Origin of the sequence: Bacillus sp. S3 (assembly GCF_005154805.1) — a bacterium.
GTDB lineage: Bacteria > Bacillota > Bacilli > Bacillales > Cytobacillaceae > Neobacillus.
Window position 1 is genome coordinate 4619005 of the sequence record NZ_CP039727.1, and the last position, 26431, is coordinate 4645435.

General features: G+C 41.5%; 24 protein-coding genes. 4 read left to right on the forward strand and 20 right to left on the reverse strand.

Annotation, left to right across the window (positions count from 1 at the left end):
* Nucleotides 1–20: 20 nt before the first annotated feature.
* The 3 genes from FAY30_RS22190 to FAY30_RS22200 all read right to left on the reverse strand — a co-directional run bounded on the left by FAY30_RS22190 (nucleotide 21) and on the right by FAY30_RS22200 (nucleotide 3218).
* Nucleotides 21–902 carry a carbohydrate ABC transporter permease gene (locus FAY30_RS22190; RefSeq protein WP_149871910.1) on the reverse strand — a complete coding sequence of 294 codons (882 nt, stop codon included), beginning with the start codon at nucleotides 900–902 and terminating at the stop codon, nucleotides 21–23.
* A gap of 14 nt (nucleotides 903–916) precedes the next feature.
* Nucleotides 917–1807 (reverse strand): carbohydrate ABC transporter permease, encoded by an 891-nt coding sequence (locus FAY30_RS22195; RefSeq protein WP_149871911.1) that lies wholly within the window; start codon nucleotides 1805–1807, stop codon nucleotides 917–919.
* A 67-nt stretch (nucleotides 1808–1874) separates the two neighbouring features.
* Nucleotides 1875–3218: a carbohydrate ABC transporter substrate-binding protein gene (locus tag FAY30_RS22200; protein WP_149871912.1), complete on the reverse strand. Its 1344-nt coding sequence runs from the start codon at nucleotides 3216–3218 to the stop codon at nucleotides 1875–1877.
* A 185-nt stretch (nucleotides 3219–3403) separates the two neighbouring features.
* Here FAY30_RS22200 and FAY30_RS22205 point away from each other — a divergent pair, with 185 nt between their 5' ends.
* Entirely contained in the window at nucleotides 3404–4264 is an 861-nt protein-coding gene (locus tag FAY30_RS22205; RefSeq protein WP_149871913.1) for an AraC family transcriptional regulator, read from the forward strand.
* A 142-nt stretch (nucleotides 4265–4406) separates the two neighbouring features.
* On the opposite strand, the gene lacD is transcribed toward FAY30_RS22205, so the two are convergent.
* The 6 genes from lacD to FAY30_RS22235 form a co-directional block, all read right to left on the reverse strand.
* Nucleotides 4407–5396, reverse strand: coding sequence for a tagatose-bisphosphate aldolase (lacD, locus tag FAY30_RS22210; protein ID WP_149871914.1), 990 nt, complete (start codon nucleotides 5394–5396; stop codon nucleotides 4407–4409).
* 12 nt (nucleotides 5397–5408) lie between these two features.
* On the reverse strand, nucleotides 5409–6347 hold the full coding sequence (gene lacC, locus FAY30_RS22215; protein WP_149871915.1) for a tagatose-6-phosphate kinase: 939 nt from the start codon (nucleotides 6345–6347) through the stop codon (nucleotides 5409–5411).
* Nucleotides 6344–7510 carry an N-acetylglucosamine-6-phosphate deacetylase gene (gene nagA, locus FAY30_RS22220; protein WP_149871916.1) on the reverse strand — a complete coding sequence of 389 codons (1167 nt, stop codon included), beginning with the start codon at nucleotides 7508–7510 and terminating at the stop codon, nucleotides 6344–6346. Before nagA ends, lacC begins: the two co-directional genes overlap by 4 nt.
* Nucleotides 7511–7549: 39 nt before the next feature.
* A complete protein-coding gene (locus FAY30_RS22225; RefSeq protein ID WP_149871917.1) occupies nucleotides 7550–8716 on the reverse strand; it encodes an SIS domain-containing protein in 1167 nt (388 codons plus the stop codon).
* A gap of 127 nt (nucleotides 8717–8843) precedes the next feature.
* The gene (locus FAY30_RS22230) at nucleotides 8844–9746 is read right to left on the reverse strand and encodes an ROK family protein (protein WP_149872821.1); all 903 of its coding nucleotides are present in this window, start codon (nucleotides 9744–9746) and stop codon (nucleotides 8844–8846) included.
* A gap of 294 nt (nucleotides 9747–10040) precedes the next feature.
* Nucleotides 10041–10772: a GntR family transcriptional regulator gene (locus tag FAY30_RS22235; RefSeq protein WP_149871918.1), complete on the reverse strand. Its 732-nt coding sequence runs from the start codon at nucleotides 10770–10772 to the stop codon at nucleotides 10041–10043.
* A 186-nt stretch (nucleotides 10773–10958) separates the two neighbouring features.
* Between FAY30_RS22235 and FAY30_RS22240 the strand changes: the two genes are divergently transcribed.
* Nucleotides 10959–12791 carry a beta/alpha barrel domain-containing protein gene (locus tag FAY30_RS22240; RefSeq protein WP_149871919.1) on the forward strand — a complete coding sequence of 611 codons (1833 nt, stop codon included), beginning with the start codon at nucleotides 10959–10961 and terminating at the stop codon, nucleotides 12789–12791.
* A 511-nt stretch (nucleotides 12792–13302) separates the two neighbouring features.
* Here the strand turns inward: FAY30_RS22240 and FAY30_RS22245 are convergent.
* Nucleotides 13303–14508, reverse strand: a complete 1206-nt coding sequence (locus tag FAY30_RS22245) for an IS256 family transposase (protein ID WP_149870129.1) — start codon at nucleotides 14506–14508, stop codon at nucleotides 13303–13305.
* Nucleotides 14509–15019: 511 nt separating this feature from the next.
* Between FAY30_RS22245 and FAY30_RS22250 the strand changes: the two genes are divergently transcribed.
* Together FAY30_RS22250 and FAY30_RS22255 are read left to right on the forward strand one after the other, a co-directional pair.
* A complete protein-coding gene (locus tag FAY30_RS22250) occupies nucleotides 15020–17026 on the forward strand; it encodes a catalase (RefSeq protein ID WP_149871920.1) in 2007 nt (668 codons plus the stop codon).
* 202 nt (nucleotides 17027–17228) lie between these two features.
* A complete protein-coding gene (locus tag FAY30_RS22255; RefSeq protein ID WP_149871921.1) occupies nucleotides 17229–17627 on the forward strand; it encodes a cytidine deaminase in 399 nt (132 codons plus the stop codon).
* A 58-nt stretch (nucleotides 17628–17685) separates the two neighbouring features.
* On the opposite strand, the gene FAY30_RS22260 is transcribed toward FAY30_RS22255, so the two are convergent.
* From FAY30_RS22260 to nhaC, 10 genes are all read right to left on the reverse strand, one after another.
* Nucleotides 17686–18495, reverse strand: a complete 810-nt coding sequence (locus FAY30_RS22260; protein ID WP_149871922.1) for a BtpA/SgcQ family protein — start codon at nucleotides 18493–18495, stop codon at nucleotides 17686–17688.
* Nucleotides 18495–19481: an IF-2B domain-containing protein gene (locus FAY30_RS22265; protein WP_149871923.1), complete on the reverse strand. Its 987-nt coding sequence runs from the start codon at nucleotides 19479–19481 to the stop codon at nucleotides 18495–18497. Before FAY30_RS22265 ends, FAY30_RS22260 begins: the two co-directional genes overlap by 1 nt.
* A 62-nt stretch (nucleotides 19482–19543) precedes the next feature.
* Nucleotides 19544–20266 carry an amidohydrolase family protein gene (locus FAY30_RS22270; protein WP_149871924.1) on the reverse strand — a complete coding sequence of 241 codons (723 nt, stop codon included), beginning with the start codon at nucleotides 20264–20266 and terminating at the stop codon, nucleotides 19544–19546.
* Nucleotides 20267–20305: 39 nt separating this feature from the next.
* Nucleotides 20306–21124, reverse strand: a complete 819-nt coding sequence (locus FAY30_RS22275; protein WP_149871925.1) for a PTS system mannose/fructose/sorbose family transporter subunit IID — start codon at nucleotides 21122–21124, stop codon at nucleotides 20306–20308.
* Nucleotides 21125–21136: 12 nt separating this feature from the next.
* A complete protein-coding gene (locus FAY30_RS22280) occupies nucleotides 21137–21889 on the reverse strand; it encodes a PTS mannose/fructose/sorbose/N-acetylgalactosamine transporter subunit IIC (protein WP_149871926.1) in 753 nt (250 codons plus the stop codon).
* Between the two features lie 22 nt (nucleotides 21890–21911).
* Nucleotides 21912–22388, reverse strand: coding sequence for a PTS sugar transporter subunit IIB (locus FAY30_RS22285; RefSeq protein WP_149871927.1), 477 nt, complete (start codon nucleotides 22386–22388; stop codon nucleotides 21912–21914).
* A 14-nt stretch (nucleotides 22389–22402) separates the two neighbouring features.
* On the reverse strand, nucleotides 22403–22792 hold the full coding sequence (locus tag FAY30_RS22290) for a PTS sugar transporter subunit IIA (protein WP_149871928.1): 390 nt from the start codon (nucleotides 22790–22792) through the stop codon (nucleotides 22403–22405).
* Between the two features lies 1 nt (nucleotide 22793).
* Nucleotides 22794–23522 (reverse strand): amidohydrolase family protein, encoded by a 729-nt coding sequence (locus FAY30_RS22295; RefSeq protein ID WP_149871929.1) that lies wholly within the window; start codon nucleotides 23520–23522, stop codon nucleotides 22794–22796.
* A gap of 15 nt (nucleotides 23523–23537) precedes the next feature.
* A complete protein-coding gene (locus FAY30_RS22300) occupies nucleotides 23538–24296 on the reverse strand; it encodes a GntR family transcriptional regulator (RefSeq protein WP_149871930.1) in 759 nt (252 codons plus the stop codon).
* 309 nt (nucleotides 24297–24605) lie between these two features.
* On the reverse strand, nucleotides 24606–26027 hold the full coding sequence (nhaC, locus tag FAY30_RS22305; protein WP_149871931.1) for a Na+/H+ antiporter NhaC: 1422 nt from the start codon (nucleotides 26025–26027) through the stop codon (nucleotides 24606–24608).
* Between the last annotated feature and the right edge of the window lie 404 nt (nucleotides 26028–26431).

Here is a 26431-nt window from a genome sequence, read left to right on the forward strand (position 1 = left end):
TATACTTACTGTTTGACCTCTTAGTCTTTCAATCCACCAAGAGTCATCCCTTGTGTTATTTTTCTCTGAACCAAAATATATAAAATTAGGGTTGGAAGCATGACTAGAACCATCCCGGCATACATTTGGCCGTAGTTAGCAGCAGACTTCTGAGCTGCCATCAAGTTCATTAATCCAACAGGCAATGTTTTATTTTCACCAGGAATCAATGTCAGTGCGATGATATATTCATTCCAAAATGCCAGAAAGTTAAATAGGATGATAGTAATAATACTTGGCCTGGCCATTGGAATCATAATCTTAATCATCGTTTTGAAATAACCTGCACCGTCTACCAGTGCCGCTTCTTCAAATGTGATTGGGAGTGATTGGAAATAGCTAGACAACAAATAAATAGTAAATGGCAAAGCAGTTGCTGCATAAACGATAGCTAAAACGAATAAATTGTCCAGTAGGAATCCGTCTCCAAGCTGTGCCCGCAAAAAGGTATCACCATCTAATAACATAAGGAAAATCGGAACAACAATATAGTTAACATTTATAAATAATCCTGCTTTGAACAGCGAGTTGATCACTTTACTACCTCTGAACGTGTATCTTGCAAGGACATACGCCGCCGGCAATGCCACAACCAACAAGATTACTAGAGCGAGAGCAGTAACCATGACAGAATTTAACATATAGATTCCCATATTTGCCTTCTCAAAGGCATCTATGAAATTTTGAAAATAAAACCCTTTAGGCATTGTCCACGGACTTCCATAAAACTCTGAGTTCTCTTTAATGGATGCTAAAAAGACCCAGCCCACTGGAACAATAATAGAAATAGCTAATGTGACTAGTGCAACGTAGATAAAAAATCGATACAATGATTCGGCACTCATGCCTTTTTCTTGTTTCATTTATGGCAACCTCCTTAATACTCCAGCACTTCTCTTTTAGTGACGAAACTAATAATGGCTGATAATGCGAATGAGAATAAGAAGATTACCACCCCAATGGCCATACCGTACCCATAGGACGAATTGGTGTAAGCTTGCTTATACATGTAGCTGAGGAATACCTCAGTGGATCCATCCGGCCCTCCTCCGGTCATTGCCTGCACAAGGAGGAAACTTAAATTAATCGTACTAATGATAAAAAACGTTAAAGTTGTACGGATATTTTGCCACATTAACGGCAGCGTAATGCTAAAAAACTGCCTAATTCTTCCTGCGCCTTCCAATGAGGAAGCCTCATAAAAACTCTCCGGAATACTTGCAATACTAGACATATACATGACCATGTAGTAGCCAATAGCCTGCCAAATAAGCGATCCGCCAATGCTATAAATTGCAATTTGCTGATTCCCAAGCCATAGCTGCTTAAGACCTTCAAGTTTGAATACACTAAAGATATTGTTCAGTAGACCCGTTGTTGGATCATATACCGCCGAAAAAATACCAGCGATAACAACGATTGATAAAATATTGGGAATGTAAAAAATTACCCGAAAAAAACTGTTCCCCTTCATATTTTCTCTTGTTAATAACGTCGCAAATAATATCGCCATGACCATCGTGATGATGGTTACCATCACAATCAACACAATGCTGTTTTGGAGTGATCGGATGAAGTTCATATCATCCCAAAGCTTGATAAAATTATCAAAGCCAACAAACACCGGATTATTGGAAAATCCGCCCCATTTGTATAAAGACATTCTAAATACTTGAATTGTGGGTACTACCATGAATAACGTCAACAAGATCAGTGCCGGGGCTGTACAAACAAATATAAAAAATCTTTTCTCTTTTGTTTTATTCACTGCCTTCACCTCTATTAATGAATATAACGGTGAGAATGACGCTCACCGTTATATCTTTTTAGACATATTATTTTAGGGCTGCACGTAATTTATCGCTAGCAGCTTCAACGGCTTCTTGCCAATCTTTAACTGTTTTATCCCCAGAAACAATACTGTCAATCGTTGCAAACAATGCATCAGCCATGCTTACACCTTCAACGGCTTCTGTAGCAGCAAAGCCGCCCATTCCTGCTTTTGCTCCATTGTCATAAATGCTGTAGAATAATTGGTTATCACCAGTTAACTTGCTTGCCATCCCTTCAATTGGCTGAACAGCGCCAGCTTCAGCAAAAATATCTGCAGCCTTATCGGAATAAAGGAACGTTAAGAAATCTTTCGCCGCATCTTTATTTTTTGCTTGAGCTGGAATCCACATTTGCTCAAAGAAAGTAAAGGCATAACGATCGCCGCCATCTTTGATTGCTGGTAAAGAGGTCATCCCCCATTTAAAGCCTTCTGCTCTAGGTGCATCTTCCATTTCACCAACTACCCAAGTACCATTCGGCATAAACAATGCTTTATTGTCTAAAATTAATTGTTGGTTCTTTTTATAATTTTGATCATTAGCATTAGCAACGGTTGTTGGTGCAGTATATTTCCCTAGCTTTCCAACAATTCCAAAAGCCTGATCTGCCTCCGGAGACTTCCAAATGCCATCCTTGTATGTCATTGCATTATTATAGAAGTCAGGTCCGCCAGCTTCTAATAATAAAGAGTACATGAATGCGTCAAAGTATCCAGTGGTTGGATAAGTGAATAATGAAATTCCTTCTGATTTTGCTTTTTCCCCAAGTGCCCACATTTCGTCCCACGTTTTTGGCACTTCCCAGCCTTTTTCTTTAAATAGGGCTTCATTGTAGAATAATCCTGTAGGGCTATAGAACATTGGAGCTAGGTATGTCTTTTTATCGTTGTATGGATTGGTAGCAAGCGTATCTGTAAACCCAGGGATTAACTTATCTTTTACGGTTACATCCTCACCATAGACCTTTTTATCTAATACATCAGAGATATCTTCCAATGCTTTATCCTTAATTAATGTTTCAGTCAGGGCTAGTTTTCGCCCTGTTGCCAATAATACGACGTCAGGATAATCTCCCGCTTTCATTTTTGGGCTGATTTTTTCTTCCAAATTTTTATCAACCGTCAATTGAATCTTAACGTCAGGGTTAGCGGTTTCATAAGCATCAGAAATTTTGGTCCACATCTCTTTACCATATGCTGATTCTAACGCCGCTACCTGAAGTGTTGTCTTACCATCAGCTTTGGAACTGTCCTTTGATTGGCCACTGGTGCTTTCCCCATTCGAACAAGCCATTAAACCGAATGAGAGGACTGCAGTCATTCCAGCCATTAAAAGCTTCTTTTTCATATTAACACCCCTGTTTTTATTTTATATTCTTTATTTTTCTAATACAGTTAAAGTATACGAGGATAAAAGCGCTCTCACAATAAACATCTTGTTCACTTTTTTATATATCTTGCTTTCTAGTATAAAAATCCACTAAAAATAATATATAATAGATTGAAAGGGCTTTCTATCAAGGAGTGGTTCATTTGTCTAACGAGATTTACGAAGTACCAAAATCCCAGCGAGATCAACTTCCAGCGAAAATTCTTTATGTGACACAATCGAAATATGACAAGGATTGGCACAGTACTACCCATACACACCACTTTACCGAACTGATTTATATCACGAAGGGGAAAGGGGCATTTATCTATGATAAAAAGGAGGTAGCCTTAAAAGAGTATGATTTAGTCATCATCAATCCAAATGTCGAGCACACGGAAAAATCTGCACCGGGGAATCCGCTAGAGTATATTGCCATTGGAATCCAGGGGTTGGCTTTTTCATCTCAGAATGAAACCAATTCACTTATTTCGTTTTATAATTTTAAACAAGAACATCGAGCCTACCTTTTTTATCTAGAACAGCTGCTAAGAGAAGTACAACAGCAGAATGAAGATTATGAACTAATAGTACAAAATCTTTTACAAATTTTATTGCTGACTATGATGAGAAAAAAAACCTTCACCTTAGAAAAAACATCCACTCAAAAGATAAACAAAGATATCGCCTTCATAAAAAATTACATCAAGAAGCATTTTCGCGAAGAAATCAATTTGGATATTCTAGCTGAAGCAGGGCATATAAATAAATATTATTTGGCTCATTCGTTCAAGAAATCAGTTGGTGTTTCTCCTATTGAATATTTGATTCAAACACGGATTAAGGAAAGCAAGATTCTACTTGAAACAACCAACTATCCAATCTCTGATATTTCAACGATTACCGGCTTTTCTTCCCAATCCTTTTTTTCGCAATCATTCAAAAGGGTGACAAATCAATCACCATCGCAATATCGAAAATCAAAAGCCAAGAAAAGCCACAAACCGCGAAAAAAAATATTATAATCTCAATCTTGTTCGCTATAAACTCTACTTGACTGACAAACTTGTACTTCATAAATTAATAAAAAAAGGCATAGTGGTGGTGGGTCAAATAACCCACCACCACTATGCCTGATTGATTCAGTAAGAGAACTGTTTACCTACATTACTTAGATACCTTGTCATACCATGAGCTGGCTGTTTGTTTCAGAACTTCGTTTAGTTCTTGGATATTTTTTCGGCCTGTGTCTTGGAGCCAGTTACGACCTGCTTCTTCTCCTTGTTCAGCAAATGGGGCAACACCGTTCTTCCAGGTAGCCCGCCCGCAGAGCACGCCGTTAAAGGTAGACCCAGCTTCCTTGGCAAATTTCAATGTTTCCTGGAACAATTCGGCACTAACACCGGCGCTCAAGAAGATAAACGGCAGATCGGTTGCCGCGCTTTGCTCTTTAAAGCAGGCAGCCGCCTCCTCTTTGCTATAGGCTGTTTCTCCCTGTCCAAAGCCTTCAACATAATTCATGTCAACAGGCACTTCCACCTTCAATACGTCCACCTTGTATTGCGGCTTGGAGAATTCACGCATCGCCTCAATCACCTTGTGTGGCTTTACCTTTGCATATTCTAAGCTTTTCACATCATCATTGGCGGCATCGTAAGAGACAATTTCAAGGAAAAATGGAATATCCTCAGCTGCACACTCTGAGCCAACCCGCTCCATATATACATGCTTGTAATCATTTATTGCCGCGTCTTCATCGGCATCGTAATAAAGGAGGAACTTAACCGCATCTGCGCCTGCATCCTTCAGACGTCGAACCGACCATTCCGATAGTAAATCAGGCAGGCGGCCGACAGCTGTTGCATCATAGCCTGTTTTTTCATATGCCACCAAAAGCCCTGCTTCCGGATGACGGACCTTCGCAGCAGGCAGACCGTATTCCGGATCCAGTAGAATGGATGTTGCATATGGAGTCAATTCCGCTGACACCAATTCTTTAAAGCGGATGATCCCCTCATCGCCGACAGGATTGGCACTCCCTGCCGCAATCATTTTCTTTAAGGAACCGCGCTGATCAATTGCCAGTGCCCCGATAATCCCATTTTCATCAGATAAACGTTTCATTGCTGCTAATTTATTTGTTGTTAATTCTAACATGGACAATCACCTCTATGAATTTATCTTCGTAATTTGAACCATTTCAAATAATCGGCTGAAATTCGCATAATTAATCGACCCTGTGCCTGCTTCCATCGTATTAAGCATCCCTGTTGTCATCGCTGTTTTCAGCACATCAGCAACAGGGAGATTCCGTTTCAGGGCAGCCGCCAGCCCGGCAACGGTCGCATCTCCGGAGCCAACAGGGTTCACGACCTCAATCGCCGGGATCGTGACCCTGTAAAAATCCGCTCTATGCTTCACAAACGCACCTTCACTGCCGAGAGAAACCACAATCCATTCAATCCCTTGAAAAAGTTCATCAGACAGTGCCTGCTGCAAGCTGTCAATTCCCGGCTCCACTTCCTGACCCAAAAGCTGGGACAACTCCGTTAGATTCGGCTTGATGGCAAAAGGCTTTACCCGATGGACTAACACCTGCCGGAGCGCCTCGCCGGATGTATCGACAATCACAGGAATCCCTTGCTCCCGGCCGTTTTCCACCAACTGTCGATAATAACCAGGCTCCAACCCTTTTGGTAAACTGCCGGAGATCGTAACAATCGAGACGCCTGAAAGCAGTTCCTGATACTTTTTGACGAAAGCCGCCCCGTTCTCTTCTGTTAAGGTTGGGCCGGACTCCAAAATTTCCGTCTGCTGGCCATCATGGAGAATCGCGATGCAATTGCGTGACTCTTGGTTTATTTTTAAAAAATCATTGGCTATCTCCGTTTTCGACAGCTCCTGGATGATATAGTCGCCCAAAGTTCCGCCGAGTACGCCTGTCGCCAGGACGTCCTCATCCATTTGCCGGATGACACGGGCGACATTTAAACCCTTGCCGCCGGCCGTTTTCCGTACCTGTTCTACCCGATTGACATCATCCAGCTTAAACTCGGCCAACGGGTAAGAAATATCAACCGATGGATTCATAGTGACCGCTAAAATCATTGCACTCCCTCTTTTCCCGCTTGATACCGGCAGACACCATCAAGATAGGTGGCGGTTAATTCGAGCTCCGGCGTAAGCACAATAAAATCGGCATCGAGGCCGGCAGCAATCTTGCCGCATTCCCTGTCAAGCTCAATACTTTTTGCCGGGGCGGTGCTCGCCATATAAATCGCTTCTTCCGGGGCCGCAATCCCCCAGTCGACAACATTTCGGACGGCATCAATTAATTGCAGAATACTGCCTGCCAAGCTACCATTCTCAAGCCGGGCCGCTCCATTCTTCACTTCAACAGGGAATTCCCCCAGCTGATAGTGCCCTTCCGGCATGCCGCCGGCCATCATACAGTCAGTCACCATCACTACCTCCTTGCGGCCGCGGGCATTCATGAGAATGTTCGCTGCGGCAGGATGAACATGGTGCCCGTCACAAATAATTTCAGCAAATACGTTCGTGAGATTCATCGCGGCGCCGGCCATCCCCGGATCGCGGTGGTGCAGCCCGCTCATGCCATTGAACGTATGAACAAAAATCGATGCACCATGTTCCACCGCCTGCTTTGCTTGGTCATACGTCGCGTCACTGTGGGCCAGCGCCACGGCAACCCCGTCTTTTACGGCATGCTCAATAAAGGCCGAAGCCCCGTTCCGCTCAGGTGCGAGGGCAATTTTTTTGATAAAATGATTCGATTGCTTCTGCCAGGTTTTGAGTTTTTCAATCGACGGATCACAAAAATAGTTGGTATTTTGGGCCCCTTTGTGTTTTTCGGTAAAAAAGGGACCTTCTAAAAAGATGCCTTTTATTTTGGCACCCTGTACCTTTGCGTAATTTTCACCAATCATCGCAACCACTTCATTCAACAGTTCCGTCGAAGCGGTGAGCGTTGTCGGCAAAAACGATGTCACTCCGCAGGAAAGCAGCCCCTCGGAAATCGCCTTCAGCCCAGCCGCATCATTATCCATGATATCGTGGTTATGAAAGCCATGAATATGGGTGTCGACTAAACCGGGCGCAATCCAATGCCCGGAATGATCTATGATGTTGGCTTCTTTATTCGGGAGCGTCTCATAGAAGCCGGCAAATTTCCCCTCTTTGATTTCGAGAAAACCAGGGCCTGCGACTTGCTCCTCAAGAAAAAATCTATCTGCATAAATAAACTGTTTCATTCCTGCACCTCTATTTAAGACAAGGAAAAGCCCTGTGATTTACTTGTACTCGTGAATGATAACCCCTTTGACGACACGGTTGACCGTTCCTGTCGGCGATGGCGTATCCGGTGTATTTCCCACTTTTATTGCCGCAAGCAACGCAATGGTTTGAGCCACCATGACAAACGGCAGTGACAGATAGGCGTCCGGAATGATGCTGCCGCTGCTTTCGAATGAGAAGGAGCTGCCATCATAATTGATCTCCCCTTCCACTGCGATTGCATAAACCGACTGGGCAATTTGATCATCCTTTAATTCATTTAGCATATCGATATCATACTGTCGTGTATAAGGCTGGTTAGACACAAACACAAACACGGCTGCTTTTTCGTTCACAAATGACTTGGGACCGTGGCGGAAACCGAGTGACGAGTCAAAGGAAGTGGCCATTTTTCCAGCCGTTAATTCGAGAATTTTTAATTGCGCTTCCCGTGCCAAGCCTTCAAAGCCACCGGAACCAAGATAAATAATCCGGTCAAAATCAGCACTCACCATGTTTTGCATCTCAGACTCCCGGTTCACAACACTTTCGCCCATCCGACGGATCGCACTGACAATGTTCATTTTCTCTTCCACGGACAATGAATCAAAAATGAGCAGGGCTGTTAACGCCATACAGGTATAGCTTCCGGTCATGGCAAAGCCCTGATCATTTGACCTTTCAGGCATTAATAATAACAGATTGCGCTCATCGCCTTTGGCTCGCTGTGCCAGCTTCCCTTCCTTTGAGCAAGTAATCGTAATCTGAAACAGGTTAGGAACTAATTGTTCTGCCAGCTCGACGGTTGCCACGCTTTCCGGACTATTGCCGCTTCTCGCAAACGATACAAGCAGGGTGGGAATATCGGCTTTTAAAAATTGGTATGGGTTGGAGACGATTGCTGTTGTCGGAACACTCTGCACATCCCACTTATGCTCATCTACTTTTCCTTTTAAATACGGGGTCACAGTGTCGCCGACATAAGCGGATGTTCCCGCGCCTGTAAAAATGACGCGAACACGGTCATGCTTATCAGTGATATTTTGGAAAAACGCCTCAATTTTTCCACGCTTTTCAGTATATAATGACAACGTTTCAGCCCATAGTTCAGGCTGCTGCTTGATTTCCGCGGTGGTAATCGCCGCGCCTTTGCTCTGTAATTGTTCCTGACTCAATGTAAACATATATGAAAGACACTCCTTTTGATCGTTTCTGACTCCAATCAGAAGTCTTTTTGCGTGTTTTTGTCGTTTATTTGGTAATCCGACCGGTTAATTTGCGAATTCCTCTAGTTTTTTTGATCCCCGTTTTTCAACCCTCAAACACCCGCAGCCCGGCCCCGACGACGCCGTTATCCTGCTTTAAGGTGCTAATAGACATATAGTCTAAGAGATGCTGCTGCTCGGCGATTTGATAGTTTTTCAGTTTTTCCTTTACTATTTCCAACAGACCCGGATTATTAGCGATAACGCTGCCGCCGAACACAAGCTTATGCGGATCCACCAAGCAGGAAATGGCATAAAGGCCTTGTGCCCAGTTGTCCGTCACCTCATCAATAATCGGCTGATACTCCTCGACTCCAGCGAAGTAGCGGTCGAAAACATCCTTGGTCGATAGATTCGCCACCTGCAATGTTTCAGCAGCCAACTTTTCGATTGCGGGTCCGGCAGCTGCCTTTTCCAGCCGCTCCAGTTTCTGACCAGCAGCATTCGAAAGGATCGGAAATAACCCGAGCTCCCCTGCAAATCCCGCTCCTCTGAAAAACGAACCATTGTGGATAATGGAGCAGGAGATACCGGTACTGATAGTCATATAGACAAACGTTTCCTCGCAATCTCCCCCGGCAGTTTTCCACTCGGCAAACGCCGCCGTATACACATCGTTGTCGAGCGTAATACGCTCAAGCCCGAATTGCTCCTGCAAACGTGCTTTGACAGGGAAATCCGCCCATGGAAGATTATTTTGGAAAACGGCAATCCCATTCTCGCGGTCAACCTTGCCTGGTACACCCACACCTATACCTGCCATGTCGGCGATTGAAAAAGAAGAATCACGAAGAAGCTGCTCCACCGCTTCTACTACACTGGCAAACATCTTTTCTCGATCTGAAGCATCACTTTTGACTTCCGCACGCTTTAGCAGTTCCCCGCCTTCAGAAATGATGCCTGCCGCAACTTTGGTCCCGCCAATATCAATGCCAATTGCCTTTTTCATCTTCTTCACCTCGGAAAAATAAATTAAGAAATAAAGCTTTATAAAGATGGGTTGATGGTACATGTTAGATAGAAGAAAAACTCAAAGGCTAGTGCCATGAGTTCATTCACTCGATAATTTTATTATAACACTCCAACTTGTTGGGTCAACCCAACAGATAAAAAATATGTAAACACTTCGTTTCTTATTTCCCTACGGTATCCGTAACCTCTTCTATAAACGTTTTCTTGCATGAATATAAAAAAAGACCCCTGCTTTTTTCTTACAGGGGGGCTTTTTGGTAAGTGAATCCTTTTAAGTAAGTTCTGTATAAAAACGGCATCTGTCACCGCGAACAATAGAACGGCAAAATTCCACGGGAAGTCCATTGGCACCAAAAGCGGTTCGCTCCAATAAGAGAGCAGGTTTTCCTGCAGTAGTTTGCAGATATTTACTCTCCTCCTCCCGGATTAAAACCGGCTCGAATACTTCTCTTGCCTTTGTAACAATAATGTTAAACTCCTGTTCGAGCAAATCATAAAGAGATGTTTCTCCCACTCTCTTCAACTGCTCCATCTCCGGTACCACCATTTTTGGAAAGAAGGAAGATTCAAGGGTAAATGGGTCATCCCCGACACAGCGCAGGCGCTTCATTTCAATGACAGTCTCATCGCCTGATAGTTGAAGCTCTGCTTTGATTTCCGGAGACGGCTTAACTTCTCGAATCTCAAGAATGATATCTTTCGGCACTAACCCTTTTTCTTTAAAAACTTTACTGAAACTATATAGACTCATTAATGACTGCTGCAGCTTAGGCTTGGCCACAAACGTCCCCTTCCCCTGAATTCGATAAAGCAGACCATCTTGGACAAGCTCTTCAATTGATTTTTTCGCCGTATTTCGGCTCACATTGTACTCATTCATTAATTGATTTTCAGATGGGATCTGATCTCCAGGCTTCCATTGTCCGCTTTCGATAGATTTTTTTAATCTATCCTTAAGCTGATGGTACAGAGGTATCACACTATCAGTTTGCAACGGTTTCATATATTTTCCATCCTTAAGAATCATAAATTAATGTAAGTATAACACCATCTGTACCATCAATCCAACAAGTAAATTCGTATTTTACTTTCCACTCCGATGCTCTTATTACAAAGTAAACAAATAACAGCAATGATTTGATATATTTAAGGTATACAAAGGCACGAAAGTAGAATGGGGGATGATGACGTGCCAGATTGGTCCTATCATACACTGTTTAAACCAGTGGTAACGCGGTTACCGAATGCGGCAGGAAGAGAGTTTATCCATCGCGGGATGAATTGGATTGCTTCTCTCCCGGGCGGAGGGCATTTTATTGAATTTATTGGGCATATGGCCCACTCTCCCGCACTTTCAAAAAGTATCATGGGGCTCACCTTCACAAATCCAGTCGGCTTAAGCGGAAAAATAGATCCTTTCCTATCAGGAACCACCGCTTTTTCCAATCTAGGCTTTGGATTCATCGAGATCGGGCCAATTGCTCCAGCCTCGGTACGCCCCGCGCAATTTTCTGTATCGGAAAACGAAATTCTTTTTCCCGTTTCACTCGAATCTCTGGGGATGGAAAAAACGCTGCAAAAGCTTGCGGCACGAAAGCCGCTCCGTCAGCCGGTTTTTATTCGAATGAGTCAGGATCTTGCGTTCGAAGAATTGCTAACTGCATTACCATCATTGACTCCCTATGGAGACGCATTTGTCCTTGAAAAGCAATACACCACTGGGGAAATCAAGACGATAAAGGATTTGCTCGGGAATAAGCCACTTCTGCTTTCGATCCAACAAAGCAGCGTTCCATCTATGATTTATACCATAAACGAGTTTGATGGCATTGTCTTGGAGGAAAACTCTAAAATGACGGGGAGTGCCCGAAGATTTCCGCCTAAGCAAACGAATGATTTCATCTCTTCCTTACGAATGTTGAAATCAAATGGTTTTGCAAAGCCCCTCATCATTTCGGGAGGTGTTTTGGAGCCAGAGGATGCCCTTTCACTTCTTGAGGAGGGGGCCGAATTGATCATGCTGTCAAGCGGCTATGTATTGTCAGGCCCGGGGCTGCCAAAACGAATCAATGAAGCATTAGTCGACCAGCTGGATGAACAACCGGTTAAATTAGCCGGCTGGATTTGGTATTGGTTATTCGGCCTGTTTATTACATTGGGCGGCTTGCTGGCGCTTCTTTTTAGTATGACTTCCGTGATTCTTCCTTATGATGAGGCTTTTTTAGGATTTACCCGTGAGGAAATTATGGCCATTAATCCGAACGTGATTTATTTCATGGCCCATGATCGAATGACCCTGGCCGGTACGATGATTTCCGGAGGCATTCTCTATATGATGCTGGCCCGGCATGGCGTCCGATACGGATTGCATTGGGCCCGGAGAGCTATTAATCTGGCAGCGATTATTGGTTTTCTCGGTATCTTGCTATTTATCGGGTATGGCTATTTTGATTGGCTTCACGCCATTTTTTGGCTCATTCTTTTGCCTGTTTTTATTATCGGTTTTCGAAAAACAAAAGATGCTGTTGGAACGCCGCGGTCAAAAAATCGCACCAACGATTCCGCTTGGAAAAAAAGCCTTTGGGGCCAGCTTTGCTTTGTCATCTTAGGCTTCTCATTTATCCTTGGCGGTCTGGTCATCGCCTCCATTGGCGTGACCCATGTTTTCGTCCCGACAGATGTCGATTTCATTTGTCTGACACCTGAGCAAATGAATGACATCAACAGCAGGCTGATTCCGCTGATCGCCCATGATCGGGCAGGATTTGGCGGCGCCTTAATTAGTGTAGGGCTGCTGGTGCTTACGGTTTCCTTGTGGGGATTTCATCAGGGAGAAAAGTGGATTTGGTATACACTCTTAATAGTCGGGATCCCCGCTTTTTGTGCAGGCATCCTCACCCACTTTTTCATCGGCTACACCACCTTCATCCACCTGCTGCCAGCTTATTTTGCTTTATTTCTGTATATGATGGGATTAGTTCTCTCGAGGGGTTTTTTTGTGGGATTAGGTCATAACCGCTGAAAAAGATGAATAAATCCTGGGTCCTAAGTGGAAGGAATTACGACGTTGGATTGATTTTTGTTAAAACTCTTGGGTGAAGTGCATCCAATAAGGGCGATTGGATGCATTTTTGATAAAAATCCTGTGCGATATGCATCCAATAAGGGGGATTGGATGCATTTTTTATAATAATCCTGAGCGATATGCATCCAATAAGCAGGATTGGATCCATTTTTTATAATAATCCTGTACGATATGCATCCAATAAGGGCGATTGGATGCACTTTTGGTAAAAATCCGGGAATGTAAATTATTTTGTGTAAATGGTTGAATTACCTTATTTTAGACTATACTGACATTACAATGTTCTTACCTACTAGGGGGATAGGGCAATGCTGGGGAGCAACCCGAGCACCTAATAGGGTTCTGTACAAAAGGAGAGGGGAATTTTCCTCTCTTTTTCCTTTTGGGAGAACAAAAGCGATAAACCCTTAGGGCGTAGCCCTAACTCTATAAAGGGTAACTTACAGAATTACTTCCCAAGCCGCCCTTCAAACATAATCTCAAACTGTTGTCTACATTCTATCCAACCCGGAATAGGATTAGTCCATTTATCCGTAACACCCACTGTAGCCAGATATACAATCTTTTTGAGTGCATTGTCGGTAGGATAAGCGGTCTTGGTTTTCGTGACTTTTCTCAATTGTCTATGGAAGGCTTCTATCGTGTTCGTGGTATAGATTAGTTTCCTAATCTCTACAGGGTACGAGAAGAAGGCAGTAAGTTCGAGCCAATTAGCCTCCCAAGATTTCACAACAGCAGGGTATTTTTTGCCCCATGTCCCCTTAAATTCGTCAAAGGCAATTTCAGCCTTTTCAAGAGTAACAGCCTTATAGACTTTCTTTAAATCATCCATAACGGCCTTACGGTCTTTATTTGGAACATACTTAACATTATTACGTAATTCATGAATAACACACGACTGAATAGTGGTCTTTGGATAGGCCGCGTTGATTGCCTCAGAGAAGCCAGAAAGCCCGTCCTTACAGGCAATTAAGATGTCCTGGACACCACGACTTTTTAACTCCTGGCACACATTCAACCAAAAACTTGCACTCTCGTTTTCGCCAATCCAAATGCCAAGAATGTCCTTAACACCTTCCGAATTGATGCCTAATACCGTGTAAGCAGCTTTACTGATGATCCTATTTTCATGTTTCACCTTGAAATGGATGGCATCTAAAAACACAATCGGATAAACAGGGTCTAGTAGACGGGTCTGCCATTCAACAACCATGGGTAAAACTTTATCAGTCACCTTACTCACCAAGCTTGGTGAAACGTCAATACCGTAAATATCCTTCATATGTGCTTCGATGTCCCTCGTTGACACTCCTTTGGAATAAAGAGCAATAATTTGATCCTCTAAACCATTGATTGAGGTTTCGTAATTTTTAATAATTTGAGGTTCATATGTTCCATTACGATCCCTTGGGATGCTTAATTTAGTCTCACCAAACTTGGATTTAATCGTCTTCGATTTAAACCCGTTGCGACTATTTCCCGAGTTATTCCCTCTTACGTCATTTTTTGCATATCCGAGGTGATTCTCGATTTCAGCTTCAAAAACCTGTTGTAGAGTTTCCTTAAAGAGGCCCTTAATCATGGCTTGAATATCATCCACGGTTTCACATTGGCTAGCCAATTCCTTAATCGTCATATCCCCAAAATTTTGCATAAATGATCATCTCCTTAGTTGGCAAGTATAACCATTTACACAAAATTTTAGACGTTCTCAAAAATCCTGAGCTATATGCACCCAATAAGCGGGATTGGATGCATTTTTTATAATAATCCTGTGCGATATGCATCCAATAAGGGGGATTGGATTCATTTTTTATAATAATCCTGTGCGATATGCATCCAATAAGGGCGATTGGATTCATTTTTGATAAAAATCCTGTGCGATATGCATCCAATAAGCGGAATTGGATGCATTTTTGATAATAATCCTGAGCGATATGCATCCAATAAAAGACAAGGTTCTATAAATCAATATCCACGATGATCTAAGAAACCATAATCCCAAAACTGCGATTAAGCCTCTACCACTAAACGGTTAATAGAACTATTCACTCTACTTGTTGGCAGATAAAAACTCACCTCCCAAACAAACCGACATGTTTTACTTCCAACAAATTGGGTACTTAAGGTTGTAAGTATGTACTTTTAGGAGGTTTGGGAATCAAATGGATAACAAAAAGACGGAGCAGTTAAAGCAATTTACCATCAATAATGAAGAAAAGGCCGGTTTAACGACAAATCAGGGGTTAAAAATGGCAGAGGACGAGTTTTCATTGAAAGCGGGATTGCGCGGGCCGACCTTGATGGAGGATTTTCATTTCCGCGAAAAAATGACCCATTTTGACCACGAACGCATTCCGGAACGAATTGTGCATGCCCGCGGGGTTGGAGCCCATGGTATTTTTCAACTCTACGAATCATTAGCAGACTATACGAAAGCAGATTTTCTTACAGACACCTCGAAAACAACACCTGTCTTTGTGCGCATATCCACCGTTCAAGGTTCAAGAGGCTCAAGCGATACTGTAAGAGACGTTCGCGGGTTTGCTACGAAATTTTATACCGATGAAGGCAACTTTGATTTGGTCGGGAATAATATGCCGGTTTTCTTTATTCAAGATGCGATTAAATTCCCTGATTTTGTTCATGCCGTTAAACCTGAGCCGCACAATGAAATTCCCCAAGGCGCCAGTGCTCACGACACCTTTTGGGATTTTATCGGGCAAAATCCGGAATCGGCTCATATGGTGATGTGGCACATGAGCGATCGCGCCATTCCTCGGAGTTTGCGGATGATGGAAGGCTTCGGTGTACATACGTTTCGTCTAATAAACGCGGAAGGAAAGGCTCATTTTGTGAAATTTCACTGGAAGCCTGCCTTAGGGGTTCATTCATTAGTCTGGGAAGAAGCCCAACGGATTGCCGGAAAAAATCCGGACTTCCACCGGCAGGATTTATATGAGGCGATTGAAAAAGGTGATTACCCTGAATGGGAGCTCGGATTTCAATTAATTCCGGAAGAAGATGAATATCGTTTTGATTTCGATATTTTAGATCCTACAAAATTATGGCCGGAAGAAGAGGTCCCCGTGAAAATAGTCGGAAAGATGACATTGGATCGAAACGTCGATAACTTCTTTGCCGAAACAGAGCAAGTTGCGTTCCACCCGGGCCATGTCGTACCAGGAATTGATTTTTCAAATGATCCGCTATTGCAAGGCCGTTTATTCTCGTATACCGATACGCAGCTTTCAAGGCTCGGCGGTCCTAATTTCCACCAAATCCCGATTAACAAACCTGTCTGCCCTTTCCATAATAATCAACGGGACGGCATGCACCAAATGACGATTCATCATGGCCAGACAAGTTACCATCGTAACGCGCTTAACGCCAATCAGCCGGAGCCTGTTCCCGTTGAACAGGGCGGTTATGAACATTATCAAGAGAAAATTGACGGTCGAAAAATCCGCGGCCGCAGCGAAAGTTTCCGTGATTTCTACTCACAGGCAAAATTATTCTATAACAGTCTTGCCCCTTTTGAGCAGCAGCATGTCAAGGATGCCTTTAGTTTTGAACTGGGGAAATGTAAATCAGACATGGTGAAGGCCAATGCGGTTGCGCTGATCAATCATATTGACCGCCAATTGGCAGAAGAAGTCGCGGTGAAGATTGGTGCACCCATACCGGCAAAAAATTGCGAAGTGACATCTGCCAAGAAATCTCCGGCCCTAAGTATGGCAAATACAATACGGAAACCCGATACGAAGAATGTTGCCATCCTTCTGAATGGGGAGCCTGATGCGGAGTTGTTAACGTCTTGGCTGGGGATTTTCGCACAGCATAAACTGAATTATAGTATTGTCGACAAAAAGCTACACAGCTTAACGATGGATGTAAAAGTGACAGATACGTACGAAACGGCTGATTCCAGCCTTTATGATGCAGCATTATTAATTAGCAGCGATCCGATTATCCAAACACCTGCGCTGGAATTCATTCAAACCACCTATAAACATTACAAGCCGTTGGCTGTCGCTCTCAGTCATCCAAATGCGTTAGCCAATAGCCGCATCAACAAAGAGGGTACAGGTGTTTACGATTTAAAAACTGCCAGCATTCAAAGCTTTATCGACGGCATCGCACAAGCGCGGTTTTGGGATCGGATCCTATAGCATATAGACCTCCTCTTCAATTGTCATATTTCTGAGGTTGACATTTATTCTACAAATCCTTAATATAATAGGTCCTACCGGCTATTTTTTAGGAAAATGTACTTACATTATTGAATAACAATGCAAGTTTCATAGTATTATTTTTCAAAAAATCAGGTAGTTTCCCCTATTTGGGAGGTCAATTGGAGAGAGGTTAAGTTGGATGGATAAAGAGTTATTAATGGCAAAGGCACGTGAAATCAAAGCAAACGCATACATTCCTTACTCTAAATTCCCCGTCGGAGCAGCATTGTTGCTAAAGGATGGGCATATTATTACGGGCGTCAATGTTGAAAACGTTTCCTTAGGTGCAACCAATTGTGCAGAGAGAACAGCTATTTTCACCGCAATTGCTAACGGTTATAAAAAAGGAGATTTCCAGGCGATCGCCGTCGCCGGTGATACAGCAGACTTCCTTCCGCCTTGCAGCATTTGCAGACAAGTAATGGCAGAATTCTGCACACCTGACATGCCCGTTTATTTAACAAATGAGAAAAAAGACATCCTGGAATTAACCTTAGGTGAACTATTACCATATGCATTTACGGATTTAGAGATGTAGACCAAAGGGGGCGGTTCTGGTGGCTTAAAAAGCCACCAGAACCGCCCCCTTTGTTTTCCTATTTAAAACTTTCTCTCCATTGCTTTGCTTTATTTGCTTCGCGCATAAATATTTTAGCTCGTTCAGGGTCAATTGGATTTTTCATATCACCATTTTTGATCCATGAGGCCACTGAAACACCATCATAATGTTTTAGCAGTTCGAAAATATTATCTCCTGTTGCTCCACCACCTAAGAATAGAGGGGTATCAGGCAATTTTGTTCTTACTTTCTGAATGATGTCAATGCTTTCATCCATGCTATTCCCCGAAATAAACAGACCATCGGCAAATGCCTCATGGACCGCTTCCCAGGCTGCGTTTTCGATTGGCTTTCTACCCAGAGGCACTCCATGTACTTCGTAGATATCTGCATATACAGGGACTTTGGTTCGAATTCTTTTTCTCAATTTCGCAATATCGACACATTGCGCCTGAAGGATTCCGGCACTCGTCACATTTGCTCCTGTAAACAGGTGTTCAACTCGGACAAAGTCTGCACCCACTGCATCTGCTACTGACAAGCCAGATACTCCGTCCCAATTCAATAAGATTCCCATTGTTAAGCCAGGGAACTCTTTTCTTATTTCATACCCAATTCTTGTCATATAAGCGATGGCTTCAGGCTCTGAATGTTGTTTGATTGGCATGTCATTCATGTTTTGAATGATAATCCCGTCAAACCCGTTTTCTTGCACCATTTCTGTTTCTTTTAGTGCTTCATACACAATTTCATCAATCGTTTGATTATCGTGCCGATAACTTCCAGGAAGCGGAGGCGGTTGGATCATCGATAAAACGTGGCAGTTCGGACGAAATACTTCCCCCATTAGATGACTCCTCCTAACTCTTTATAATACTCTACACTTACGTTAAACATCTCTTCTGTCGGAATCAGACCCTTTTCCGTAATAAACCCGCTAATAAATTTAGGCTCCACTCCAAGTAATTCAGGAGATTTGAAATCAATATTTTCTGCCAGACTATGATCCGGCCATTCTTTTGTCAATTTCTTTGTTAAATCATTGATGACTAACTCTTTTTTATATCCATAGATCGGACGAATATCTAATTTGATTAACGGAGTTAAAAAATACAAAGGTATATTGTAATAGTCACAGGCTAAGCCGACCAGATCAGAACCGGTTGTATTAAAGCCAGTACCATTCGGGAAAAAGGTTTCAGCGCCCATAAGAGCAACATCGCACTCTTTTAAATAATACATAAGAGCAGCATCCGGGAAAAATTTGATCGTATGTCCTGCCTCTTTGCAGCTTTTAACATAGGGTAATCCGCCATCAATAATCCGGCTTTCAGGAATGTAAATCGTATATGTTTGATTGGCCCCGCCAATTTTTTTCAATAGTTTGTCTACCGTACTAGAGTAATCATAAACAAGAATATTTCTCATATCTTCTACCACACTGCTCGCACATTCAAGGACCTTTTCGGTGGCATTGCTATTATACGCGAGATAACTATTTTTCCTAGTAATAATTTTATCAACTGCCTCTTCAAGATCTACATCTATCAGACTTTCAATATGATTCGTCATGAGCATAATCGCATTACTGATTGCCTGACTCGCTTCTCCCCTTGTTTTGATAAAATAGTTGGTTACTTCTTGAATTTTTTCTATAATTTCCTTCACTTCGCTATGATTCTTCTTCCCAGTTAATGCGATGGATTCAATCATTTCGCCAATCATGGAAATATGATTACTTGCCCCTAGCACTCTTTGCTCTACGATATCATCAAATAATGGCTGAACATTATTGGGTAGAAGCATTCGTACACTTTCTATATCTAGTTTCATCAGATCCACCCTTTCGTTATTCATCTTCCGCACTCAACCAACGTTGAATGCGGAAGACAAGATTACTCCAATAAATCTGCTGCATTTTTATGATAGATGCTCTCCAGGTAATCCTTTTCTAAGTGAAACATATCAAACACATTGACCGAAGATTTGGTTAAAACCGTTGGATAGGATGAACCAAATAGCAGTTTTTCTTTCGGTAATATTGAAAAGGCTTTTCTTAACACTTGAACCTCATACTGATTGGACGTTTCTACAAGGACATTTTCATTTTCCAATGCGACATCCACACAGCTGTATCCATAGTCAAAACAGCCGATATGAAGAAAAATAAAGGTAAGATTCGGATGCCGTTTTGCATGGACCGCCCATTGCTGCGGCATCGATCTTGCTCCTATTCCGGTAAAAACCTTAACGGGGATGTTATTTTCCTCAAGAATCTCCAATATTGGATCTATATTTTGACAGCTGTCAGGGTAGTAGCCATGTTCAATCGAATTAAATTCCACCATTTTTATCCCAGGAAGCTTCATTACTCTTCTAGTTTCTTCTATTGAATGATCCTCTTTCGGGTTAATAACAGCACACCCAATCAGCTGATCAGGATACCTCGAAACAAAATCAGAGATATAATTGTTTTGATCAAGGATGGATTTCCCTTCGAAAGCAGACACAACTCGTGACGTAATATTATTTTTATTCATATCGTCCAATAATTCTTGTTCGAGATAGTTGTGTGTTTCCGGATCTCTTTTTACATGAGCATGTATATCGATTATCACTTTGCTCACACCTTTCCTTTTGGCTTATCTACTAATCTATCAACCTAAAATACCAGCGTAAACGCCGACAATCCCAATAATCATCGTGATGAAAATCAATTTTATCGCTGAAACCTTTTTCTTTGTGATGAGATAATACATTAAACCTGTATAAAGCAAACCTAATACACCAGGCATCAAACCATCTAAGGTTTCTTGAATTTTAATCGTCGTTTCTCCGGACGTATATTCAATTGGAATATGCACGACCACCAAGGCAGGAATGAATCCGCCGACAATAATGTATGCGGCAATCCCAGCCAATTCTGAAATCCTGCTAATTAATCCAGACGATTGGAATTTTGAAACTAGCGATACCCCTTGTTTATATCCTTGGAAAACCCCTAAATACCGAACACCAAGAGAGAGAATGGCCATACAGATCACAAACATGATAGGTCCAACCCATCCTGTACCAGCACTTACTAGAGAAATAGCAAGCCCGGCAAGAATAGGTCTTGCTGTACCATTTAAGAGCGAGTCTCCTAACCCTGCCAATGGCCCCATTAACGCTGTTTTGACAGAATTAATTGTAGAAGGATCAAAGTCTCTTTCATTTGCATATCTCTCTTCCATTGCTGCACTGATCCCAACAGGGAGTGCCGAAACCATATCTTGTGTTAAAAAGTATTCCATATGTCTATCATATGCTTCTTTTTTATCCTCTGGATCATCGTAGACTTTTTCAATAACCGGCATCATTGCTTGGGTAAATCCAGCATTTTGTTGACGTTCATAGTTATTAGCCGTACGAATCGTCATTTGATTCCAGAAGACTTTCCATAAATCTTTCCTGGTTAATTTTTTTTCGTTTTCCATCCTAACCTCTCCTTATGCGTTAGCGTTTTTATCATCGATCTTTAAGTAGTAATACAAAGCTACACAGATGACGCCTAGTAATGCGATACCGATCATGTTGATTTGTAAATAAGATGCAAAGAAGAAGCCTAAGAATAAAAACGGCCAGAACTTTTTAACTTGAATCGTACTTAATAGTAAGGCAAACCCGACAGCTCCAATCATTCCGCCGCCGACAGATAACCCGGTAATAATTTTTTCCGGAATCGCCTCGATAATTCCTTTCACAAAATCTGCTCCGAAATAAATCGCAAGGAACGCTGGTACACCGTAAAGAACCGCATTTGTTACCATTGGGTAAACCGTATTATTTAACACTAACCCTCTTGTGTTTAGCTTGGATATCGCATTTTCTGCCCGGTGCATGAACCAGATGTTAATCACCGTATTCTGGAAGGTGGTAGCAATTTGTCCGATAAATGAGACTGGTAATGCAGTTGCTACAGCTAGTTCTGTACCCCCGCCGCCAAGAATAGCAATTCCTGCTGCAATCGCGGTACTAAGTGTTGGGTCCGGAGGTGTTGCAGTGCCGACAAAGATAACGGCAAGAAACATTAATTCGATGGTGACACCAACGGCTAAGCCCGTTGCCACATCACCCATGATCAAACCGACAACCGGTCCGACAAAAATGGGTCTGAAAATATGTGTCTGAAAAGTATGGGAATCAATATAAGCAATGGTGACAAAAATACCAACTAGTATGGCTTGAACTAGAATATCCATCATTTTTCCTCCTGCCGGAAAATTATTTAAGAATTAATTTCATTGCATCTTGGCTTCGTTCATTTGGTACTGTACGAATATCAAGGGAGACCCCTGCTTCACTTAATTTCGTTAAATTGCGAATATCTTCATCATCTACCCAAAGGTTCCCTAACACTTTCTTTTTGCCCTTTTTCATGTTGATATTTCCGATATTAATCTCTTTTAAATCAATGCCGCCCTCTATCATTTGAAGCGCTTCCTTCGGACCTCTGACAAGTAAAAGAACTTTTGTATCGCTAGTATCTTCTTTAATCATGGTAATAGCTTCTTCAAGACCTACAATTTTTAGATTAATATTTTTAGGTGTGGCCATCTGTAATAACGATTTTTGAAACTCATCATTGGCCGCTTTATCATCCGCTACGATAATTTGATTGGCTTCAGCATAAGCAATCCAGGCAGTAACAATTTGTCCATGTATTAATCTCTCGTCAATTCTAAATACGGTAATGTTCATCTTATTTCTCTCCTTTATAATGTACTTAATCCTAGACTCTCGTTGCTAGCTGCAACCAGCGATCCGGTTAGTTCCTGTAGGTTTTGGCCTTCTCTCGATAAAATGGCCGAGACAAGGATGGGTAAGTTCACCCCATAAAATATAGAAATATTTTCATTTTTAAACGCTAATCGGCTGCTGACATTAAAAGGTGTGCCGCCAAGGATATCACAGAAGATTAGTAATTGTTCGCCTACTGGAACCCCTTTCATTTTTTCATCTAGCAATTCCGTTAGTTCTTCTTGACCCATATCTTCCTTAAAACACACGTAATCTAAGTTTTCTTGTTCTCCAGCAAACATTTTGGCAGTTTGCACGATTCCTTCTGCCATCATGCCGTGGGTGACCACTAATATATGAATCATATTAATACCTCCACAAATATTCGGCGTTTTTATGAAAAATGTACTCTAATTGATCTTCAGGAACATTTAACTCATAAAATTTTTCAATTTCAATATTAACTAGTTTATACGGCCAGTCTACTCCAAAGACAACGCGTTCGGGTCCGAGAATGTTAATTGATTTTTTTAACACCTCCACATTCATTTGCCCTGATGTTTCCACCCATACATTATCTAAACTTTTAATCGATTCAATAGTAGATAAACCAAACTCATAATAGCCTGTATGCGTAAATAAGAAATCAATATTTGGGAATTTCTTCGCATATTCGGCCCAAACATAGGGTGTACTTAATGGAGCTGTACCTACGTGCGTTTGGACATGTACCCCATATTTTGCTATTTCAAAGAAAATATCATGAAGGCTTGGTGTATTATCAGGATAGTAACCATGCTTCCATGAATGGAACTTTATTCCATTCATCTTGTATTTTCCTAAACAGCGATGAACTTCCTCTATTGCATCTGGAGCTTTCGGATTAATAAAACCGTATCCTTCAATAATGTCAGGGTATTCTTGCATCGCATTGTAGATTGTGTCATTTTGTTGCCTTGTCGATGTGCCAGAGAGGCTGCTTATACCGATTTTTGTAATCCCGTACCTTCCTAACTCTTCAACAATATCTGTTGGAGTATTTTCTTCACCGGAACTTGTTTTACCTAAGTGAGAATGAACGTCATATATTTTCATTTTTAGATTCTCCTTTTATAAATTGTTGTTCTCATCATTCACATCTAGTGTCACTTTATATTGATAAACGTCTGAGCGATAATACATTTTGACAAACTCGATTGGAGCTCCGGATGTATCAAAGGTGATTCGTTCTTTAAAAAAGATAGGGACATTTTCTTTAATTCCTAAACTCCTTTTAATCTCTTTATCTGGCATTTGCGCTTCTAAAATTTCATGGGCTTGTTTTAAATGAATCCCTTTATCTTTTAATGTTTCGTATAAAGATGTGGTTTCATCAAACTCTGCTCGATCAAGAGAAAATTCACTAGACTTTTTTATATAAGCCTTATGCAAACCAACCACAGTATTACCACTTAACCGGCTTCTCTCTAAATAGTAAACTTCATCACCTTCGAGGATATCTAATGAATAGGCTGTTTTATGATCTGCCTTTATGATTTTAAAATCACGAATAATGGAACTTGATATTTCCCCATGTTCCTTTACATCTTCACTAAAACTACTTAATCTTTTTAAGTCATATTTTTGTTTAGGGTTACAAACAATGGTACCTTTCCCTTGAGATTTTTTTACAAATCCCTCATTTTCTAAATCTTGAATAGCTCTTCTGACCGTTATTCTACTAACATCATATAAATTTTGAAGCTCATTTTCAGAAGGAAGCTTGTCTCCCGCATGTAATGTTTTACTCTCTATTTTTTCCCTAATGTCTTCATAAATCTGAACATGCAGCGGAAGCTTTGAGTTCTTATCAATATTAACCTGTCTCATAAAATTCACCTATTTAATCATTTTATTTGATATAACGTTATAACAAGTTGAAGGAAAATAATAAAATAAGTTTTATAAACTTATTTTATTAAGAATGCAAGTGCATAATTTTTCCAACTTAGTATAACGTTATAACAAGTTGTTTCTGAACTAAATATATACCTTTTTTAATTTTTTGTCAATTAAATATTTTGATTATTTCTAAAAAACCACCCCTGTCGAAATTCATTAATCCTTTTAACTTGAAAAAAGGAGCCCCAGCAGAGACTCCCTCCAATATATAATTAACTTTCTCTTGGTGGAACATTATTATGAAACAAGAATATCCGCGGGGTGAGAGGTACCGCCGCCACTCCGCTTTTCTTTCATCGTAAATCCTGTAATCCCGAAAATTAAGCTGAAGATCGGTGTGAGCATGGCTAGGAAACAGAAAGGTACATAGATGAACGGCGATACGCCTAATGCGGCTGCAGTAAATAGACCGCTTGCGGTCCACGGTACCAGCGAGCAGCTTTGGGTAGCAGTATCTTCAATTATCCTGGACAAATTCTCCGGGCTTAAATTGAATTTATCATACAAAGGTTTCATTAATGTCCCTGTCATAACAGCTAAGAAGGAAAAAGCTCCTCCCATGGCCAAGGTAAAATAAGCGGTGATAATTGTGAAGAAGACTAACATTCCCTGACTTTTAATGCGGCTAGTTAAGGCTTTAATCATAACTTCGAGTACACCAGATTTTTGTAACAGTCCACCTACTCCAAGGGCAAATAAGAAGAGTGCCACTAAAGAAAGCATACTGGTAAGTCCGCCTCTTTGAAGCAAGGTATTCACTTCCTCGATACCCGATTCAACAGAATAACCGTCATAGAAGATCGTGAAAATATCGCTGATCGCCACCCCTTGATAAAGAATAGCAGTCACCGCCCCTGCCAAAGCACCGATGAAAATAGAGGTAATCGCCGGCTGCTTTGATATAAGCAAGGCGAATAGGATGGCAACCGGAATAAACGGGATGATTCCTAGATGGAAGTTCTCTGATAAATAACCTGTCAGCGCAGCAACATCTCCTGAATTAGCAGAATGCTGCCCATATTTCAATCCCATAATTGTGAAAATGATTGCCGTTATTATATAGGCAGGAGTAGTCGACCAGAGCATATGCTTTATATGGGTCATTAAATCTGCACCGACTACGACTGACGATAAATTCGTACTATCTGACAATGGCGATAATTTGTCTCCAAAATAGGCACCACTAATAATAGCACCAGCGGTTACTCCAACAGGAATACCTAAACTTTGCCCAACACCCATCATCGCAATCCCGGCTGTACCTAATGTAGCCCATGAGGATCCGGTGGCCAGGGAAACAATTGAGCAAAATAGAAGTGTTGTCACCAAAAAGAATTTTGGGGAAATAGATTGAATGCCGTAATAGATCAAGGCTGGAACAGTTCCAGATGCAATCCATGATCCGATTAAAATTCCTACGGCTAACAGAATTATCGAGGGCTGCAGTGCTTTTTGCATGGAGGTAAAAATCTCCATCTCCAATCTTTGATAGGAATATCCAAGTTTCATCACAAAGGGAATTATCGTTAATAAAGTAATAAACAACATAATCTGTATTGAGGCCTGAAAGACCAGCATTCCTATTGCTATAATTGAAATAACCATTATTAGTAAAAATAATGAATAAGCTAAAGATGGTTTCTTTATTTCTGTACTCATCCAAACACTCCTTGTCTTTTTAAATAAACCTCTCATAACAACTCTTAATCAAAAGGCAGGAAATTTATAAAAAGGATTTTATGTTATGTTCGGGAGATCTCCATTGATGTTTAAAATGTATTTACATAAAAGATGTGGGGTCCGGACCCATACATTTCATTTTTCATAATTAAAGCATAACAAAATTCTGAATAATAACGAAATTTGGTATCCCGCGATATGCAGACCTCTCACCCTATCTAAAGGGGTTAGACGAAGGTACCCTGTAAATGCTTATTTTTCTTACCCAATGCTCCAGTTTCCTCCAGATAGCTATTTTGTTAGTTAACTTTTGCCATACTTCCCAGAACGTCCTGTTTTTGAAAAACCTTTTTGACAAAAGGTGTAAAATGAAAGAATTCGTG